Genomic DNA, 18,266 nt, shown 5'->3' on the forward strand with positions numbered 1-18,266 from the left:
AGATGCTTCGTGACGAGTTCGGCCGCCAAACGAGAGCAGACCGCGCCCGCGCATAATCTTCGCGCCGCGATTGAGTCCGCCGCGCGCGGAGCGGCCGACTGGCTCGTGCGCAACCAAAAGCCCGACGGCCATTGGGCGGGCCGGCCCGAGACCAACGCCTGCATGGAGGCGGAATGGATTCTCGCGCTGTGGTTCTTGGGGCTTGAAAACCATCCGCTGCGCCAGCGGCTCGGCCAGTCGCTCCTCGTCACACAGCGCGAGGACGGCGCCTGGCAGGTCTATCACGGCGCCCCCAACGGGGACGTCAACGCCACTGTCGAGGCTTACGCGGCGCTCCGTTCCTTGGGCGTATCCGACGACGATCCGGCGCTCGTGAAGGCTCGGGCTTGGATCGCCTCCAAGGGCGGGCTCGCCCATATCCGCGTCTTCACGCGCTATTGGCTGGCGCTCATCGGCGAATGGCCCTGGCATAAGACGCCGAACATTCCCGCCGAGATCGTCTGGTTCCCGCTCTGGACGCCCTTCTCGATCTATCATTTCGCGCAATGGGCGCGCGCGACGCTCATGGCGATCGCCGTGCTCTCGGCCAAGCGCCCGTCGCGACCGCTGCCGCCCGAGCGCCGTCTCGACGCGCTGTTTCCGCGAGGACGCGAGAACTTCGATTACACGCTGCCGCCTAAGGTCGGGGCCGGGGGGTGGGATAGGTTCTTCCGCGGAACCGACGTCATCCTGCACGCGCTGCAGTGGCTAGGCGGCGAGCTCAATATCGGCCTCTTCCGCGACGCGGCGGTGCGGCACGTGCTTGAATGGATTGTGCGCCACCAGGACGCCGACGGCGGCTGGGGCGGCATTCAGCCGCCGTGGATTTACAGCCTCATGGCGCTGCATGCGTCCGGCTACCCGCTCGATCATCCCGTGATGGCCAAGGGGCTCGAGGCCTTGAACGATCCCGGCTGGCGCTGGGACGTCGGGGACGCGACCTGGATCGGCGCGACCAACAGCCCGGTCTGGGACACGATTCTCGCGCTCCTCGCTTTCGACGACGCGGGGCTCATGGAGGATTATCCCGAGCCCGTCGAGAAGGCGGTGCAATGGGTGCTCGATCGTCAGGTGCGCGTTCCCGGCGACTGGTCCGTCAAGCTGCCGCATGTAAAGCCCGGCGGCTGGGCGTTTGAATATGCCAACATCCGTTATCCCGACACCGACGACACCGCTGTCGCGCTGATCGCGCTCGCGCCCTTCCGCAAGGATCCGAAGTGGCGCGCCAAGGGGATCGAGGAGGCCATTCAGCTGGGCGTCGACTGGCTTATCGGCATGCAGAGCGTGAGCGGCGGCTGGGGCGCTTTCGACAAGGACAACACTCAGACGATCCTCACCAAGATTCCCTTCTGCGATTTTGGCGAGGCGCTCGATCCGCCCTCGGTCGACGTGACCGCGCATATCGTTGAGGCTTTCGGCAAGCTCGGCATATCGCGCGAGCATCCGTCGATGGTCTGCGCGCTCGATTATCTCAAGCGGGAGCAGGAGGCTGACGGGGCGTGGTTCGGGCGCTGGGGCGTGAACTACGTCTATGGGACGGGCGCGGTGCTGCCGGCGCTGAAAGCCATAGGCGAGGACATGAGCCAGGACTATGTGTCGCGCGCCTGCGACTGGCTGATCGCTCGCCAGCAGGAAGACGGCGGCTGGGGCGAGAGCTGCGCCTCCTATATGGACATCGCCAGCGCGGGACGCGGCGCGACCACCGCCTCGCAGACCGCCTGGGCGCTGATGGCCTTGCTGGCGGTCGACAGGCCGCAGGACAAGGAAGCGATCGAGCGCGGCTGTCTTTATCTGATCGAGAGTCAGAAAGACGGAACCTGGTTCGAGGCGCATTACACGGGCACGGGCTTTCCCGGCTATGGCGTGGGACAGACGATCAAGCTGACCGATCCGAGCTTGCAGCAGCGGCTGATGCAGGGGCCTGAATTATCCCGCGCCTTCATGCTGCGCTACGATCTCTACCGCCATTATTTCCCGATGATGGCGCTTGGGCGGGCGCTGCGCGGACAAACGACTGCGGGACAGACCGAGGCTTCCATCGATCTGCAAGCGCGCTTGAGCCAAGGTCCCGAGCTCTCGCGGGCCTTCATGGTCCGCTGGGATCTCTATCGGCAGTATTTTCCGATCATGGCGCTGGGCCGGGCGCTGCGGAGGAACTTGGACTGATGGCGCGGGACGCCCCGCGTTTTCCCCGCTTGAAGTCATCCCCCGCCCTCGCCCTGAGGAGCCCGCAAAGCGGGCGTCTCGAAGGGCGTCCGCGGCGGCGACTCGAGGATTTTCGGGGACCCGCATGCTTCGAGACGGCTCCTTCGGAGCCTCCTCAGCATGAGGTTTCAGGAACGGCATGAGGTTCCAGGAACGCGCGAATTCGCCGGACTGCGTCAAGATCGAGAGGGCTCCCGCATGGGCGCGGCCAAGAGCGACAAGGCCCTCAATCCGCGCTTGGCAGGCGGCGGATCGTGAATTCGATCCTTCCGTCGGCGAGCTCACGCCAAGCCTCGATCTCGGTCATGTAGGCGGCCTTGGGATAGAGGTCGAACCACTCGAGCGCCTTGGCGCGCGCCTCAGGGCGGGCGAGCACGAAGGTTTCTCGCCGCCAGGAGCGGGCGCCTTTGAGCCCTCGCGCCGACCGTTTCGCGACGTCGGCCGGCCGTCTCGTTTCCGCCACCATGCGAAACACTCCGCTACGCAAAGCGAAATAAAAACGAAGCTAGCGCGAAATGGACGTGAAGGCGAGGGTCTCCTGCGCTCAAGCTTATCGCGCGGCGACGCCCGAGCGCTGGCTCAGCATCTTAATGAGCTTCGGCGTCAGCTCTCCCGTTACCGGCATGTGATTGGCGCGCTCGAATTTCTCGATCGCCTGCCGGGTCGTTCCACCGAAAACCCCGTCCTGATGCAGAACATAGCCGAGCTTGACGAGGGCGCGTTGGGCGAGGAGCACCGTCTGTTTATCGCCCGCCGCATGCGCGATTTCCTCGCCGATCGCATCCTTGCCGTGACGCGCTTTCGCGCCGTTCGCGGGGGGCCGGCCCTCGATCAAATCGCCGATAAGATCAGAGGCGTTCGCCTTGCTGACGCTGTCCGTTTTCCCGGGCTCCGACTTGGCGGCCTCGATTTTGGTCGCCGAGACCGTGGCCGGGCGTGTCGGGGGCAAGGGCGCATCGACGCGCGTCGCCTCGGGCTCGATCGCCGCCAAGTGGAACAGCGGCGCCGGATGGCGGCCATCCTGCAGGAAGAGCGCGTTGACGGGCACCATGACCATCACCGCCAGTCCGAAGAAGATCAGCAGGCGCATGGGCGCTTTCAGACCCGAGCGAAGCAGCCCGAGAAGCCCGCGCCGGGGCGCGGGTTGAAAAGCGTCGAAATCGTGAGAGGGGGGGCTCTTAGGCAATTTTTTTCACCGCTCCGCTTCTGTCGCCGCCGCCGGCGTGACGTTGAACCGTTTCGATCTTGACCGGCGCGCGCGTCTTTCCACTATTCCGGCAGTCCTGCGGCAGGCGCACGGTCACGGTCGTGCCGACCCGCGGCGCGCTTTCGATGCCGATGCGGCCGCCATGCAGCCCGACGAGACCCCGAACCACCGCGAGCCCGAGTCCTGCGCCCTCGAAAGCGCGATCGTCCGAGGCGCTCGCCTGAAAGAAAGGCTCGCCGAGCCGGGCGATGTCGGCGGGCGAGATGCCGACGCCCGTATCCTTGACGCTTATCGCGTAATGAGCGCCCTCGATCGCCAGACTCAAGCTCACGCGGCCTGAGGGCGGCGTGAATTTGATCGCGTTGGAGAGCAGGCTGACGAGAATCTGCTTGCAGGCGCGCCTGTCGGCCCAGACGTCCTCGCTTTGGGGCGGATGATTGCAGACAAGGGTTATCTCGCGGTCCGCCGCCTTCGCACGCAATGTGTCGCAGCACTGATCCATCAGCGCGCTGAGTGAGAAGGGCTCGATCAGGATTTGCATCGCGCCGGACTCGATTTTCGAAATGTCGATGATCGTGTTGACGACTTCATGCAAGCGACGGCCGGATTCGCTGATGATCCGCGCATATTCGCTCCGCTTGCGCGCCTCCTGCGGCCTCATCTCGAGCTCGGGATTGGCGAGCATTTCAGCAAAGCCGATGATCGCATTGAGCGGCGTGCGCAGCTCGTGGCTGACAGTCGCGAGGAAGCGCGTCTTGGCGGTCTGCGCGAGCTTGCTCTCGCGTTGCGCGGCGGCGATCTCCTCCTCCGCTCGGGTCGCCGCGGTCGCGTCGCGAAAAACGCAGACGAAGGCGCCCGAGTCCTCATCGGCGCAGCCTTCCGCGGCGCTCATGGGATAGGCGCGGGCCTCGAAGCGAAGAAAATGGACGCCGCCGTCGCGATCGGGTCGGTTCACGAGAATCCGAAGAGTGGCCTGCGACGGCTCGCCGTCCGCCGCGGCTTGGGCGCCGAGCGCCAGAAACGCTGGGCGATCCGCCATGTGCACGCGTTGCAGAAAGCCGCGCCCCAGCAAATCGTTCGGCTCGAGCCCGTAGGCCCGATGCTTCTCGCCCAGGACCGAAGTCGCGGCGCCGCGCCGGTCGAAATAGGCGACGATGTCGCCGATCGCGGCAGTGAGCAATCCGAGATCGCGGGCGTTGCGGCGATCGGCGCGCGTGCGCGCCCGCTCGACGAGCACCCCGCCCGAGGCGAGCAAGGCCGCGTAGCAAAGGAGCGGAGCTCCCGCCAAGGCAATGTCGAGGCGGCCGGGCGACAGCGCAATGTCGCCGAAGAGCGGCAGACCCGCGTGGATGGCGACCAACACGAGGCCCGCGCAAGCCACGGCTCCGACAACGATCGCATCGAGCGCTAACGCGGCTTCGATCAGCGCCACCGTCAGCAACAGCCCCGCAACGGGTTCGAAACCCTTCGCCGACAGGCAGACCCCGACCGCGAGCGCCGACCAGCCGCTGATCGAGACATTCTGCGCGAAGGACAGGTCGCCGGTGCGTTTCAACACGCCGATCGCGACGAAAGGCGTGAGCGAGAGGATAAACAGCGACAGATGCTGCGGCGTCGGCAGGCCGATCAGCAGCAGATAGAGCGGCGCGAGCAGCAGCGCGCCGCCGCCGGCGACCAATCGCAGCAGGATGAAGAGCTTTTGCCGTTCCCGCGAAACGGCGTCCTCGGCGCCGTGATCGGGAGCGAGCTGCTCGAGCCACGTGGGCGCGTTGAGGCTTTTCACGGCCGAGGAACACTGCAAGGCGACACTCCCTGAGAGCGAGGAGTTTTGCAAATCGACGTTAAGCGACTGCTAAGGACGCGCCCCCGGAGCTCCCCACGCGTTGGATTATTGGCGACGCGCCGCCCCTCGGCTGGAGAACCCTTGCTAAGGCGGGCTCTTTGAAAAGGGAGAAATTTACCGGCGGGAAAGGTCCTTGCGCGCAAGTTGACTGGCGCCCATCCCGCTCGCAGGGAGCCGCTCGAGCGATAAGGACTAAAGTTTAGGCGCGATTTACATGGGAGCCGGGTAGAGGCGTGTGGTTTCTCCTCAAAAGCCTGCTCGTCCTCGCTGTGATTTTCTTCTTGGCGAGCCGCGAGAGCCAACCGGAGGGCCAGGTCGCCACCAAGGCCAAGGTCGAGCCGGGGCGCCGCGCCACGCCGGCGCGTGAAGCCGATGTGATCGAGACGCTGAAGAGAGCCGCGGCGGAAAAGCTCGCCGAAGGCGTCAAGGAACGATGTCTCAAGCGCCCGGAGGACTGCCTCTCCGTGGCCAGGACCGTCGGCTCCGGTCTTTCTGCTCTCGACAAGACGCGCTGAGGATCAATGAGTCCGACGCAACCGCTAGGCGAAAACCTGCCGTTCTTCAGCCTTTTTCATGCGCCGTGCTCGATGAGATCCGGAAGCCTTTTCGCGAGGCTTCTCAACACGCTCTCCGAGCCCTTCTGCATGACCTCGTAAAGCGCGTCCGCCGCAGGGTCCGCAGCAAACCCCTCATGCGTGAAGACGACGCGCGCGCCGCCGTTCGGAAGTGGAGCGAGCGTCCAGGTGACGCTGGTGGACATCTCGCGGCCGAAGGCTTTCAGCTCCTCGTGCCCGCCGGACCAGCTGAAGCGCAGCAGTTTTTCCGGAATGACCTCGAGCACCTGGCATTTGAACTCGCCGTCCCAACGCTCGATCGGCCGGCTCCATATTGTGAACTTATGTCCTACGACCGGTTCAATGTCGTTTGGAAAGAACCAGACCGCAAGCCATTCGGAGTCCGTCATGGCGCGCCAGAGCGTTTCGACCGGCTGTTCGAAGTCTTTTTCCGTATTGATGCTTCGGGTCAGAGCTTCCGACACGGCGTCATACTCCTGTTTCCTCAAAGCAAGCAAAGTCTAAGCCACGTTCGAGGCCAGCGCGGGGCTCCAGAGTCTGCGCCACGCTCAGGGGGCCATGGGCGGTTTTGCGAAGCGGCAGGGCGTGCCGTAACCCGGCTTTCAAGCTGGAGCATTTCGCGAAATCCGGCTGGCCTCTGCGCGCGAGACCTCGTATGAAAAGCCAGGACTGCCTTAGATTCGCGCCGCGGCGCGCCGTCGTCTCATCACCTTTATGGCCCGCTTCACGCGGGCTCGAATCGGGAGCCTCGCCGTGCTGGAAGACCATGAAGACACCTCGAATTCGCCCGCTGCGGCGGCGGCAAACGCGCTGATCGCCGACCTTCAGGAAAAGCTGAAACGCGCCACGGCCGACGCCGATCGGCACGCTGCCGACAAGGCCGAGGTTCTGCGCATGGCCGACGCGGCCTCGCGCGAGCGCGACGAGCTGTCCGCGCGCCTCGGGATCTTGGGGCAGGAGCGGGATAGGCTGTCGGCCGAGGCCGAAACCTTGAAAAACGCGCTCAATCAGGCGACCGGCCGCGCCGAGGAGGCGTTGCGGGAAGCGGGGCGTCTCGCCCAGGAGCTTGCGCGCCAGAACCCGACTGATTCGCTCGAGGTGATCTGGGGCGTCGTCTGCAAGGAAACCAAGGCCGGCGTCGCCTTCCTGCGCTCCAAAATCCCGGAGGGGCATCCGGGCTTGAAATGGTTCGATCTGGCCGTCGAATGGTCGTACGCGATCGGCTGCTTCACGGTTGAGAGCACCGTGGCTTTCGTCAAATGGGCCACGCCTGTCGCCAAGGAGCTTTGGGGAAAGGCTATGGTCGAGTTCGAGCGCGCGCTCGCAAAGAAATAGCCGCGAGCGCGAGATCACGCTGCGTTTGAGTGGAAGCGCTCAAACGCAGATAAGTGATCGATTCCAAAGTTTTAGAGCGGGATCTGTGCGAAAAGCCGGTTTCCACTTTTTCGTATCGCGCTCTCGCGCTTCTGTGGCCCCGCCCTTTCCTCGACGCCCCGGCGCTGCTATCCGGGGCGCATGACCGCTCACCCCATCGACAACATCCGCAATTTCTCGATCGTCGCCCACATCGACCACGGCAAGTCGACGCTTGCCGACCGGCTGATCCAGCTCACCGGGACGATCGCCGACCGCGAGATGGTCGACCAAGTGCTCGACTCGATGGACATCGAGCGCGAGCGCGGCATCACGATCAAGGCGCAAACCGTCCGCCTCGACTACAAGGCCAAGGATGGCAAAAGCTATGTCCTCAATCTGATGGACACGCCCGGGCACGTCGACTTCGCCTATGAGGTCTCGCGCTCGCTGCACGCCTGCGAGGGCTCTCTTCTCGTCGTCGACGCCTCTCAGGGGGTCGAAGCCCAGACACTCGCCAATGTCTATCAGGCGATCGACGCCGGGCATGAGATCGTCCCCGTCCTGAACAAGATCGACCTGCCGGCGGCCGAGCCCGACCGCATCAAGCAGCAGATCGAGGAGGTCATAGGCCTCGACGCCTCCGACGCCGTGCCGATCTCGGCCAAGACAGGCCTTGGGGTCGACGAGGTGCTGGAAGCCATCGTCAAGCGCCTGCCGCCGCCCAAGGGCGACGAGACCGCGCCGCTCAAAGCCGGCCTCGTCGACAGCTGGTACGACGCCTATCTCGGCGTCGTCGTGCTCGTGCGAATCTTCGACGGCGTCATGAAGAAGGGCCAGAAGATCAAGATGATCGGCGCGAATGCGCATTATGAGATCGATCGGATCGGCGTCTTCAAGCCCAAGATGCAGGACGTCGCCCAGCTCGGTCCCGGCGAGATCGGCTTCATCACCGCGCAGATCAAGCAGGTCGCGGACACGCGCGTCGGCGACACGATTACCGACGACAAGCGTCCCTGCGCCGAGGCGCTCCCCGGCTACAAGCCCGCGCAGCCTGTCGTCTTCTGCGGGCTCTTCCCGGTCGACGCCGCCGATTTCGAAGATTTGCGCGCGGCCATCGGCAAGCTGCGCCTCAATGACGCGAGCTTCTCCTATGAGATGGAGACCTCGGCGGCGCTTGGCTTCGGCTTTCGCTGCGGCTTTCTTGGGCTCCTGCACTTAGAGATCATTCAGGAGCGCCTGCATCGCGAGTTCAACCTCGACCTCATCGCGACGGCGCCGTCAGTCGTCTACAAGATCCTGCTCACCAACGGCGAGGAGATCGAGCTGCATAATCCGGCCGACATGCCGGACGTGGTGCGGATCGAGGAAATCCGCGAGCCCTGGATCCGCGCGACGATCATGACGCCCGACGACTATCTCGGCGCGGTGCTGAAGCTCTGTCAGGATCGGCGCGGCGTGCAGGCCGACCTCAACTATGTCGGCAAGCGCGCGATGGCCGTCTACGACCTGCCGCTGAACGAGGTCGTGTTCGACTTTTATGACCGCCTGAAGTCGATCTCGAAGGGCTATGCGAGCTTCGATTATCAGATCACCGACTATCGCCCCGGCGATCTCGTCAAGATGAGCATTCTCGTGAACGCGGAGCCCGTCGACGCGCTCTCCATGCTCGTGCACCGCACGCGCGCGGATGGGCGCGGACGGCAGATGTGCGAAAAGCTGAAAGAGTTGATCCCGCCGCATATGTTCCAGGTGCCGATTCAGGCGGCGATCGGCGGCAAGATCATCGCGCGCGAAACCGTGCGCGCCTTCCGCAAGGACGTGACGGCGAAGTGCTACGGCGGCGACGCGACTCGTAAGAGAAAGCTGCTCGAGAAGCAGAAGGAAGGCAAGAAGAAGATGCGCCAGTTCGGGCGGGTGGAAATCCCGCAGGAGGCGTTTATCGCCGCGCTGAAGATGGAGGGGTAGGGCGCCAGATCTGACAGGACCGACCATTGGGCGTTGCCGGTGGGCGAAAGGAGAAGCTAGGGTGACACCGATAGCTGAACGCTTAAAGCTTAACCTTGAGACAGAATTTCGCTCTATAAATTTCGCTCGTGGTAAGATGCGACACGGCTGAAAGACGGACGCATGAGCACGAAAGTCGACGAGAAGGGCGAAATCACGCTGTCGAAAGAGATTCTCGAGGCGGCAGGCATTCACGCTGGAGACAGCGTGATCTTGCGCCCTCGGCTCGACGGCGGGGTGGTCGTTGAAAAGGCCGGTAGCCACGCCAGCGGCGACGCTTATCGAGCAGTTTTAGAGGACATGGCGCGGCGCAAGCCGTTCAAAGGGTTTACGACAGACGAGTTGATGGCCTTCACGCGAGGCGAGGATTGATATTCGTCGACACGAACATCTTGATTGACATCGCCACTGGCGACCTGGCGTGGTTCGAATGGTCGATCGGCGCTCTGGAAGCGGCGAGGCGCGAAGGGGCGCCTCTGATCATCAACGCGGTCATCTACGCGGAGTTTTCCTTGGGGTTCGCGAGCGAAAGCGATTGCGACGCGGAGATCGCGCGATTGGGGCTCGTCATTTTGGATGTGCCAAAGGCGGCAGCATTCCGCGCCGGCGTTGCTTTCCGCGCTTACCGCCGCTCAGGCGGCCTGAAAACGAGTCCGCTACCGGATTTTTTCATCGGCGCCCATGCGAGCGTCCTCGGCGCACCTATTTTGACGCGAGATGTCGCTCGCTACCGCACATATTTTCCAGAAGTGAAGATCGTTGGACCCAGCTGAGGCGTCGTCCGCTTTCTGTCTTGCCGCTCTCACTCCGCCGCGATTCGCGCCGCGTCGATCGGGCGGCGGAACTGCTCGAGCAGGCGCTTCTCCTCGGCCTGCGCCGCTTCGGTGTTGCGAGCCTTGATGTGGCCGAAGCCGCGGATTTTCTCGGGCAGCCGCGCCAGCGCCACCGCTGTCGCATGATTTTGCGGGTGTAGCCGCTCGAGGATCTCGTCGAGCAGCGCCTCGTAATTGGCGCGGATCTCCCGCTCCCTGATGCGATCCTGATTGAAGCGCAAGATGTCGAAGGGCGTGCCGCGCAGCCCTTTCAGCTTCGCGAGGATGCGTAACACCCCAAAGACCCAGCCGCCGAAGGTGATCTTGCGCGAGCCGCCGAAGTCATTCTTGGGCTGCCAAGCGGGCACCGGCGGCGCGAAGTGGAATTCGAGCTGGAGATCGCCCTCGAAGGCCGCGCGCAGCTGTCGTTCGAAAGCGCCGTCGGTGTAGAGCCGCGCGATCTCATATTCATCCTTGGCCGCCATCACCTTGAAGAGATAGCGGGCGACCGCCTCGGTCAGCTCCTGCGGGCCAGGGACGCGCGCCGCCTCCAATCTGGCGACCGCCGCCACGCGCTCGCGATAACGCCGCGCATAGGCCTCGTTCTGATAGCCGACGAGATATTCGGCGCGTCTTTCGATGATTTCTTCCAGGCTGCTCGACAATCGCCGCGCCTCGCTCTTGGGGCGCAGCGCGCGCGCGACACGTTCGACACTCGCGAGATCATGGGCGGCGCGCCTCCCCCAGAGGAAGGCCTGCTTGTTCATCTCGACCGATTCGCCGTTGATCTCGATCGCGCGCAGGAGCGAGGCGTCGCCAAGCGGCAGCAGCCCTTTTTGCCAAGCGTAACCCAGCATGAAGATGTTTGCGGCGATCGAATCGCCGAGAAGCGACAGGGCGAGCGCCGTCACGTCGAGGAGATCGATGCGCGGTCCGGCGGCGCGGAGAATCGACTGCCGGATCGCCTCGGCCGGCAAAACAAAATCGGGGTCGCGCTCGATGTCGCCGGGAAACACCTCCGCGCTGTTGACCACGAGCGCGGTTCGCTCCTTGTCCACGACCGAGAGCACGAGCTTCGCCCCGGAGACGACGAGGTCGCAACCCAAGATGAGGTCGGCTTCTCCAGCAGCGATGCGGATCGCATGCACGTCCTGGGGCGCACGGGCGATCTTGACGTGGCAATAGACCGCGCCGCCTTTCTGCGCGAGCCCGGCCATGTCGATGACGCCGACGCCCTTGCCTTCGAGATGCGCCGCGAGGCCGAGGAGGGCGGAGATCGTCACGACGCCGGTCCCCCCGAGCCCCGCCACCAGCACGCCATAAGGCGTCTCGCCGATCGCGGCCAAACGCGGAGCCGGAAGCGCGGGCTGGCTCGCGGTCTGCGCGGCGGTCGGCAGCGGCGCCTTCTTCATGCGCGCGCCATGCACGGTCACGAAGCTCGGGCAGAAGCCTTCGAGACAGGAGAAATCCTTGTTGCAGACCGACTGATCGATGCGGCGCTTGCGGCCGAACTCGGTCTCGAGCGGCTGCACCGCGACGCAGTTCGAGGCGGTGCCGCAGTCGCCGCAGCCTTCGCAGACGAGCTCGTTGATGATAATCCGCGAGTCGGGGTCTTCGAGCAGCCCGCGCTTGCGCAGGCGGCGCTTTTCGGTGGCGCAGGTCTGATCGTAGATCAGCACGGTGACGCCCGGGGTTTCGGCGAGATCGCGCTGCACCTCGTTCAAGATATTGCGGTGGTGGATCTGCAGGCCCGGCGGCCACGGCGTCGCGACCGGATATTTGCCGGGCTCGTCGGTGACGAGCGCGATCTTGCGAACCCCTTCCGCCGCGACCTGATGGGCGATGGCTTCGACCGTGAGCTCGCCTTCGTGCTTCTGGCCTCCGGTCATCGCCACGACGCCGTTGAACAAGATCTTGAAGGTGATGTTCGTCTTGGTCGCGACCGCAAAGCGAATCGAGAGCGAGCCCGAGTGGTTGTAGGTGCCGTCGCCGAGGTTCTGGAACACGTGCTTGCGGGTCGAGAAGGGCGCCTCGCCGATCCAGTTCGCGCCCTCGCCGCCCATATGGGTGTAGCCCTCGGTCGAGCGGTCCATCCACTGCGCCATGTAATGGCAGCCGATCCCCGTATAGGCGCGCGCCCCTTGCGGCACATGGGTCGAGGTCGAGTGCGGGCACCCCGCGCAAAAATGCGGGACGCGCGTCGTGACCTCGGTCATCGTCGCGCGGCGCTGCTGCAGCCGTTCTAACCGCAGGACGCGCGCCTCGAGCTCCGCCGAGGGATGGTGTTTCATGAGGCGGCGCCCCAGCGCGACCGCGATGTCGTTTGGGTCCAGGGCGCCCTTTCCGGGAAAGAGCCAATCGCCGCGCTCGTCCTGCTTGCCAATGCAAATCGGATGGTTCGCGGCGTCGTAAAGCTGCTCCCGCAGCTGGGTCTCGATGAGCGAACGCTTCTCCTCGACAACGACGATGAGATCAAGCCCGCGCGAAAATTCCGCGAGCCCCTTGGGCTCGAGCGGCCAGGGGCAGCCGATCTTGTAAAGCCGCAGCCCGAGCTGATTGGCTCTGACCTCGTCGATGCCGAGGTCGTCCATCGCCTGCCGCACGTCGAGATAGGACTTGCCGACGGTGATCACGCCGATCTTGGCGTTAGGCCCCCCCGAGGTGACGATGCGATTCAGCCGATTGGCGCGGATGAAGGCGAGCGCCGCGGGAATGCGGTGCTCGTGCATGCGGGCTTCCTGCGCCAGCACGGGGTCGGCGGCGCGGATGTTGAGGCCGCCCGGCGGCATGAGGAAATCTTCGGGGATCCGGATGGGGGCTCGGTCAAGGGAAGCGTCGATCGAGGCGGTCGATTCAACCGTGTCCTTGACGCATTTCAGGCCGACCCAGAGACCGCTGTATCGCGACAGGGCGAAGCCGTAGAGCCCATAGGTCAATATCTCCTCGACGCCGGCGGGAGCGAGGACCGGCATCATCACGTCGATGAAGTGATATTCCGACTGATGCGCGATCGTGGACGACTCGGCCAGATGATCGTCGCCCATGAGCGCGAGCACGCCGCCGTAGCGCGAGGTTCCCGCGTGGTTGACGTGGCGCAGCGCGTCGCCGCTGCGGTCGACGCCGGGGCCCTTGCCGTACCAAAGCGAGAAAACCCCATCATATCGGCCTTCGCCGCGCATTTCGGCCTGCTGTGCGCCCCAGATCGCGGTCGCGGCGAGATCTTCGTTGAGACCTGGCATGAAAGTGACGCCAGCCGCGTCCAAATGGGGCTTGGCGCGGAGCATCTGTGCGTCGACGCCCCCGAGCGGCGAGCCGCGGTAGCCAGTCACGAAGCCCGCCGTATTGAGCCCCGCGCGACGGTCGAGCTCCTTCTGCGTCAGGAGAAGACGCACGATCGCCTGCGTGCCGGTCATCAGCACGCGATTCTTGCGAAGATCGTATTTGTCCTCGAGCGTCGCGGCGCCGAGCACGGGATCGAGCATGGAGGCGTCGGCAGAAAATTCCGCCATGTTTTGGATCTCTCCTGCGACCGTGATGACGCGCAAGCAGGTCCCTGGGAGGGACGAAATCTACGCAGATCGTTACTTCGCCGGGGCGGCTGCTGTCTGCTGCGTCCCCGTGTCCTTGAAAGGAACTCTGTGGCCGATCGCGGCTCCTGCGGACCGCGCCGGTTTGCGGCCGAGCCCGGACCTGAGCCAAAAGCGCGCCCCTGTCAGATTACGCCAGTCCGCAGAGCCATTTCAAGAAGGCCTTATTGCGGTCCACCGCTTCGTGATAAAGGGGGCGCCTGTGGCCTCGCGGCCGCCAACCATCGGACAGATGCGAACACGCTTCAACGCGGCCCTTCTCCTTCTTCTCCTCGGCTCGGCGTGGCTCTTGAGCGCGACCGAAGCGGCGAGGGCGCATCCGCATGTCTGGGTGGCGGCTCGCAGCCAGGTCGTTTTTGGTCCGGACGGGAAGATCGTCGGATTGCGGCAGGCCTGGGAATTCGACGAGATGTACTCGGCCTTCGCGGTCCAAGGCCTCGGCAAGGACGGTAAGCCGCCGACGCGCGAGGAGCTCGCGCCGCTCGCCAAGACGAATGTCGAATCGCTCGCGGAGTTCGACTACTTCACCTTCGCCAAGCAGGGCGGCGCCAAGCTTAAATTCAAGCCTCCGGTGGAGGCGACGCTCGAGGCGGACGATCGCAAGATCGTCACCTTTCGCTTCTTCTTGCCTCTCGAGACGCCCGTCAGCGCCAAGAAGCCGTTTTCATTCCAGGTGTACGATCCGACCTATTACGTGTCATTCGGCTTCGAGAAGAAGGACCCGGTCACGCTCGCCAAGGCGCCCGAGGGCTGCTCGGTCAGCGCCCTCGAGCCCAAGCCGCTCGCGGCGGAAGACAACAAGCAGCTCACCGAGGCCTTTTTCCAGAATTTTTCGCCCGGCGCAGACTTCGGCGTGAAGCTCGCGACGCGAATCATCGTGGCCTGTCCGTAATGGTTTCGCGCCGAACTGTCTTGCGGGGCGCGCTCGCGCTCGTGCTCGGGGCCGCAGTGAGCCCCCTCCCGCAAGCGAGCGCGGAGCCTTTTGGGGCGAGCCAGCCGCGACACAAGAACCCCTTCGCCATCGGCGGCGGGGAGGGGGCGGGCGCGGCGGGGGGGCTGGCCGGAACGATCCTGGCCTGGCAGAACTGGTTTCATCTCGAGCTGCAGAACGCCGCGCGACGGGTTAAGAGCGAAAACGCGGCCTATTGGTCGCTGATCGCCGCGAGCCTCGCTTATGGTGTCTTTCACGCCGCGGGTCCCGGGCACGGCAAGGCCGTGCTCGCCTCCTACATGATCGCGAGCCGCAGCGCCGTGCGCAGGGGCATGATCCTCGCGGGGCTTGCCGCGCTGCTGCAAGGCCTCGTGGCAATCGCCATCGTCGGGCTCGCGGCGGCTCTTCTTGGCTTCACGGCGCTCGAGATGAAGAGCGCTATCGATTGGGTGGAGCTCGCCAGCTATGCGGCGATCGCCGCCCTCGGCGCGGCGCTTCTGTGGAGGAAGGGCGGGGCGCTTCTATCCGCGCTGCGCGCGCCACCGCAGGCGCCGGCGAGCGCGAGCGGCTTCCGTTGTGAAGCCGTTGACGCCTCTTCGGGCGCGCATCCGCAAGACTGCGAGCACTGCGCGCTCGTTGATCCCCAGGATTTGTCGGACCAGAAATTTTCCTTCGGCAGCGCCGCCGGCGCCGTCCTCGCTGCGGGACTGCGGCCTTGCTCCGGCGCGATCCTCATTCTCGTCTTCACGCTGGCGCAAGGGATCTTCAAGGCCGGCTGCGCCGCCGTTCTGGCGATGTCGGTCGGCACAGGCTTGACAACGGGCGCGCTCGCCGCGGCGACCGTTCTCGCTCGGCGTCTCGCGCAGAGCTGGGCCGGATCCGAGCGCCGCGCGACGATGATCGCCGCCCGCAGCGCGGAGCTCGTCGCCGCGGCGCTGGTGTTGTTCATCGGTTTGGCGTTGCTGCTCGGGGCCTCTAGCGCGCAGGCGGCTTGAGCGCAGGAGCGAACCGCGCAAAATCTGACAGGCTTTTGCGATCATGATCCGCTCCAACCTCATGATAGAGAAGGATTTCTTATCCTCTCGGACCGCTCCGCTCGAGGGAGAAGCGCGCCGAGCGATTATTGCGCCGCAATAAGCAAAATTCCTGCGTGCGGCGAGGTTTCCGGCTAGGAATTCGCTAGCTTTCAAACGGCCGATTCGCGCCCGGCGCTTTTTTTCGAGCAGGACAAACCCCATGCCGCCGATCGAGGATCCTTACGCGACGCGTCCCTGGCTCAACGCCTATCCCAAGCACGCCAAAGCGGAAATCAATCTCGAGAACCCTACGCTCAACGCCGTGTTTCTCGACAGCGTCGAGCGCTTTCCGCATCGCCCGGCGCTCGAGAGCTTTGGCGTGAGCATGAGCTATTTCGCGCTCGGCGGCCACGCCCAGGCCGTGGCGTCGTGGCTCTTGGCGCAGGGGCTCAAGAAGGGCGAGCGCGTGGCGATCATGTCGCCCAATCTCGCGAGCTATCCTGCCGTGCTCTTTGGCGTGCTGCTCGCCGGCGGCGTCGTGACCAACATCAATCCGCTCTATACGCCGCTCGAGCTCGAGCGGCAGATCAATGACGCCGGGGCGCGCTTCATCTTCGTTCTCGAGAATTTCACCCACGTCGTCGCGGAAGCCTGGCCGAAGATGCGGGTCGAGCAGGCGATCATCCTCAAGCCCGGCGATCTCCTCGGCGCGAAGGGCGTGCTCATCAATTTCGTCTCGCGCTATGTCAAGCGCGCTGTGAAGCCCTACGTCCTGCCGGGCTCGATCTATTTCTACGAGGCGCTGCGCTTCGGCCATCTGCATCTGCGAGAGCCCGTCGCCGTCGCGCCCGATGACATCGCCTTCTTGCAATATACGGGCGGCACCACGGGCTTCGCCAAGGGCGCCGTGCTGCTGCACAGGAACGTCGCGAGCAATGTCGAGCAGGCGGCGATGTGGCTCGAGCCCTGGTGCCGCGAGCCGCAAAAGATCGTCACCGCCTTGCCGCTCTATCACATCTTCGGATTGACGGCCTGCCTGTTGATGATGGTGCGGACCGGCGGCTGCTGCCTGCTGATCGCCAATCCGCGCGACATCGCGGGCTTCATCAAGACTCTGCGTAAATCGAGCTACACGATGTTTTCCGGGGTCAACACGCTTTATGCGGCGCTCGCCGACGCGCCGGGGTTCGCCAGCCTCGAGTTCTCCACGCTCTCCTTCTGCATTTCCGGCGGCATGGCGACGCAGCACGCGGTCGCGCACAAGTGGAAGGCGATCACCGGCAAGGCGATCATCGAAGGCTATGGCCTTTCGGAAACCTCGCCCATCGTCTGCGTCAACTCGCCGGATGTCGAGGAATTCACGGGTACGATCGGTTACCCCGTGCCGTCGACCGACATTTCCATTCGCGCCGAGGACGGGTCGATCGTCCCTTCCGGCGAAAGCGGCGAGCTATGTGTCAAGGGTCCGCAAGTCATGGCGGGCTATTGGGGAAAGCCCGAGGAGACGCGCGGCGCCATGACAGCGGACGGATTCTTTCGCACCGGCGATGTGGCGACGATGCTGCCTGACGGAAAGATCAAGCTCGTCGATCGGCTGAAGGAAATGATCCTGGTGTCCGGCTTCAACGTCTACCCCAATGAGGTCGAGGACGTGCTGGCGCATCATCCGCAGGTGAAGGAAGTCGCGGTCATTGGCGCGCCCGATCCCCGTTCGGGCGAAGCGCCCGTCGCCTTCATCGTCCCGCGCGACGGAGGCGTGACGCCCGAGGAGCTCCGCAAATTCGCCCGCGAGAGCCTCACCTCCTACAAAACCCCGAGACATTATGAATTTCGCAAGACTCTACCGAAAAGCCCGGTCGGCAAGGTTCTGCGCCGGGTGCTGCGGGAGGAGTATTTGAGGGAGAAGAGGTGAGGCGGCTGGATGCTGGGCGACTGGCGCCAACGCGCCCTCCCGATCCTTGACTTTTGCGGCCATGGTGCAATAGTTGCACCATGGCAACCGGTGGCCCGCCATGCCCCTATTGCGCCGCTTCGGCTCCACCAGCATCCGCATGTATGCCGACGATCACCGCCCACCGCACTTTCATATCGTCGCGCCCGATTTTCAGGTGCTCGTGCGGATTTCGGATTTGGCCGTGATCGCGGGGAGGCCGAAGCCAGGGAGATGGCCGAGGCGATGGCATGGGCGCGCGACCATCAGGAACTGCTTGCCCTGAAGTGGGCGGAACTCAATGAACGAGGTTGACCATGCCCAAGAAGACGTTGCCACGCATCGCCGCCGTATCCCCTGGCGACAAGCCGCTGACCTTGCTCGTCCGCTGGGATAAAGGCGAGGAAAGTCTCGTCGACGTCGCTGGCATGATTGAGACGTTTCGCGTCTATGCGCCGCTTCGCAGCTCGCCTGAACTCTTCCGTCAAGCCCGTGTCGGCGAACATGGGACCGATGTCGTCTGGACTGACGACATCGACATCGCCGCCGATACCCTTTGGCGGCTGGCGCAAGAGCAAGCGGGCGTCACCTTGTCGCCTGACGCCTTCAAGCGATGGCGTGAACGTAAGGCCTACACGCTCGACACGGCGGCGACCGCCTTGGGGATCAGCCGCCGTATGGTGGCCTATTACGAGCAGGGTAAGAAGCCGATTCCGCGGGTCGTCGCGCTCGCGACGCGCGCCCTGGAACTGCGATAGCGC

General features: G+C 64.5%; 16 protein-coding genes. 11 read left to right on the forward strand and 5 right to left on the reverse strand.

Annotated elements, in window-relative coordinates; genetic code table 11:
* The first annotated feature begins 9 nt into the window (after nt 1–9).
* A complete protein-coding gene (gene shc / locus QMG80_RS07405; protein ID WP_085772234.1) occupies nt 10–2,205 on the forward strand; it encodes a squalene--hopene cyclase in 2,196 nt (731 codons plus the stop codon).
* Nucleotides 2,206–2,470: 265 nt separating this feature from the next.
* On the opposite strand, the gene QMG80_RS07410 is transcribed toward shc, so the two are convergent.
* From QMG80_RS07410 to QMG80_RS07420, 3 genes are all read right to left on the reverse strand, one after another.
* Complete coding sequence (locus QMG80_RS07410) at nt 2,471–2,710, reverse strand: hypothetical protein (RefSeq protein WP_085772235.1); 240 nt, start codon at nt 2,708–2,710, stop codon at nt 2,471–2,473.
* A gap of 84 nt (nt 2,711–2,794) precedes the next feature.
* The gene (locus tag QMG80_RS07415) at nt 2,795–3,334 is read right to left on the reverse strand and encodes a peptidoglycan-binding domain-containing protein (RefSeq protein WP_085772236.1); all 540 of its coding nucleotides are present in this window, start codon (nt 3,332–3,334) and stop codon (nt 2,795–2,797) included.
* Between the two features lie 88 nt (nt 3,335–3,422).
* Nucleotides 3,423–5,252, reverse strand: a complete 1,830-nt coding sequence (locus QMG80_RS07420) for a PAS domain-containing sensor histidine kinase (protein WP_158658789.1) — start codon at nt 5,250–5,252, stop codon at nt 3,423–3,425.
* 275 nt (nt 5,253–5,527) lie between these two features.
* Here QMG80_RS07420 and QMG80_RS07425 point away from each other — a divergent pair, with 275 nt between their 5' ends.
* Nucleotides 5,528–5,809, forward strand: coding sequence for a hypothetical protein (locus tag QMG80_RS07425; RefSeq protein WP_085772238.1), 282 nt, complete (start codon nt 5,528–5,530; stop codon nt 5,807–5,809).
* A gap of 56 nt (nt 5,810–5,865) precedes the next feature.
* Here the strand turns inward: QMG80_RS07425 and QMG80_RS07430 are convergent, their stop codons facing one another.
* Nucleotides 5,866–6,333 carry an SRPBCC family protein gene (locus QMG80_RS07430; protein WP_085772239.1) on the reverse strand — a complete coding sequence of 156 codons (468 nt, stop codon included), beginning with the start codon at nt 6,331–6,333 and terminating at the stop codon, nt 5,866–5,868.
* 289 nt (nt 6,334–6,622) lie between these two features.
* On the opposite strand from QMG80_RS07430, the gene QMG80_RS07435 reads away from it, so the two are divergent.
* The 4 genes from QMG80_RS07435 to QMG80_RS07450 all read left to right on the forward strand — a co-directional run bounded on the left by QMG80_RS07435 (nt 6,623) and on the right by QMG80_RS07450 (nt 10,002).
* A complete protein-coding gene (locus QMG80_RS07435) occupies nt 6,623–7,204 on the forward strand; it encodes a hypothetical protein (RefSeq protein ID WP_158658790.1) in 582 nt (193 codons plus the stop codon).
* A gap of 180 nt (nt 7,205–7,384) precedes the next feature.
* Complete coding sequence (lepA, locus tag QMG80_RS07440; protein ID WP_085772241.1) at nt 7,385–9,190, forward strand: translation elongation factor 4; 1,806 nt, start codon at nt 7,385–7,387, stop codon at nt 9,188–9,190.
* A 162-nt stretch (nt 9,191–9,352) separates the two neighbouring features.
* Entirely contained in the window at nt 9,353–9,601 is a 249-nt protein-coding gene (locus QMG80_RS07445; protein WP_085772242.1) for an AbrB/MazE/SpoVT family DNA-binding domain-containing protein, read from the forward strand.
* Nucleotides 9,598–10,002, forward strand: coding sequence for a type II toxin-antitoxin system VapC family toxin (locus tag QMG80_RS07450; protein WP_085772243.1), 405 nt, complete (start codon nt 9,598–9,600; stop codon nt 10,000–10,002). Before QMG80_RS07445 ends, QMG80_RS07450 begins: the two co-directional genes overlap by 4 nt.
* 29 nt (nt 10,003–10,031) lie before the next feature.
* Here the strand turns inward: QMG80_RS07450 and QMG80_RS07455 are convergent, their stop codons facing one another.
* Nucleotides 10,032–13,550 (reverse strand): indolepyruvate ferredoxin oxidoreductase family protein, encoded by a 3,519-nt coding sequence (locus QMG80_RS07455; RefSeq protein ID WP_085772244.1) that lies wholly within the window; start codon nt 13,548–13,550, stop codon nt 10,032–10,034.
* A 310-nt stretch (nt 13,551–13,860) separates the two neighbouring features.
* Between QMG80_RS07455 and QMG80_RS07460 the strand changes: the two genes are divergently transcribed.
* The 5 genes from QMG80_RS07460 (at nt 13,861) to QMG80_RS07475 (ending at nt 18,263) form a co-directional block, all read left to right on the forward strand.
* The gene (locus QMG80_RS07460) at nt 13,861–14,520 is read left to right on the forward strand and encodes a DUF1007 family protein (RefSeq protein WP_085773741.1); all 660 of its coding nucleotides are present in this window, start codon (nt 13,861–13,863) and stop codon (nt 14,518–14,520) included.
* On the forward strand, nt 14,520–15,554 hold the full coding sequence (locus QMG80_RS07465; RefSeq protein ID WP_085772245.1) for a nickel/cobalt transporter: 1,035 nt from the start codon (nt 14,520–14,522) through the stop codon (nt 15,552–15,554). The genes QMG80_RS07460 and QMG80_RS07465 overlap by 1 nt, the downstream gene beginning before the upstream one ends.
* Nucleotides 15,555–15,795: 241 nt before the next feature.
* Entirely contained in the window at nt 15,796–17,487 is a 1,692-nt protein-coding gene (locus QMG80_RS07470; RefSeq protein ID WP_085772246.1) for an AMP-binding protein, read from the forward strand.
* Between the two features lie 139 nt (nt 17,488–17,626).
* Entirely contained in the window at nt 17,627–17,791 is a 165-nt protein-coding gene (locus QMG80_RS21690; RefSeq protein ID WP_425351471.1) for a DUF4160 domain-containing protein, read from the forward strand.
* 31 nt (nt 17,792–17,822) lie between these two features.
* Nucleotides 17,823–18,263 (forward strand): DUF2442 domain-containing protein, encoded by a 441-nt coding sequence (locus tag QMG80_RS07475; protein WP_085772247.1) that lies wholly within the window; start codon nt 17,823–17,825, stop codon nt 18,261–18,263.
* Nucleotides 18,264–18,266 lie beyond the last annotated feature (3 nt).

The sequence above is a fragment of the Methylocystis bryophila genome (assembly GCF_027925445.1).
Lineage (GTDB): Bacteria > Pseudomonadota > Alphaproteobacteria > Rhizobiales > Beijerinckiaceae > Methylocystis > Methylocystis bryophila.

Excerpts from the sequence above, each read along its gene's own strand:
- QMG80_RS07470 (WP_085772246.1), top strand. The coding sequence starts at position 15,796 with ATGCCGCCGATCGAGGATCCTTACGCGACGCGTCCCTGGCTCAACGCC.
- QMG80_RS07415 (WP_085772236.1), bottom strand. The coding sequence starts at position 3,334 with ATGCGCCTGCTGATCTTCTTCGGACTGGCGGTGATGGTCATGGTGCCC.
- QMG80_RS07475 (WP_085772247.1), top strand. The coding sequence starts at position 17,823 with ATGCCCAAGAAGACGTTGCCACGCATCGCCGCCGTATCCCCTGGCGAC.
- QMG80_RS07465 (WP_085772245.1), top strand. The coding sequence starts at position 14,520 with ATGGTTTCGCGCCGAACTGTCTTGCGGGGCGCGCTCGCGCTCGTGCTC.
- QMG80_RS07410 (WP_085772235.1), bottom strand. The coding sequence starts at position 2,710 with ATGGTGGCGGAAACGAGACGGCCGGCCGACGTCGCGAAACGGTCGGCG.
- QMG80_RS21690 (WP_425351471.1), top strand. The coding sequence starts at position 17,627 with ATGTATGCCGACGATCACCGCCCACCGCACTTTCATATCGTCGCGCCC.
- QMG80_RS07445 (WP_085772242.1), top strand. The coding sequence starts at position 9,353 with ATGAGCACGAAAGTCGACGAGAAGGGCGAAATCACGCTGTCGAAAGAG.
- QMG80_RS07455 (WP_085772244.1), bottom strand. The coding sequence starts at position 13,550 with ATGGCGGAATTTTCTGCCGACGCCTCCATGCTCGATCCCGTGCTCGGC.
- QMG80_RS07460 (WP_085773741.1), top strand. The coding sequence starts at position 13,861 with ATGCGAACACGCTTCAACGCGGCCCTTCTCCTTCTTCTCCTCGGCTCG.
- lepA (WP_085772241.1), top strand. The coding sequence starts at position 7,385 with ATGACCGCTCACCCCATCGACAACATCCGCAATTTCTCGATCGTCGCC.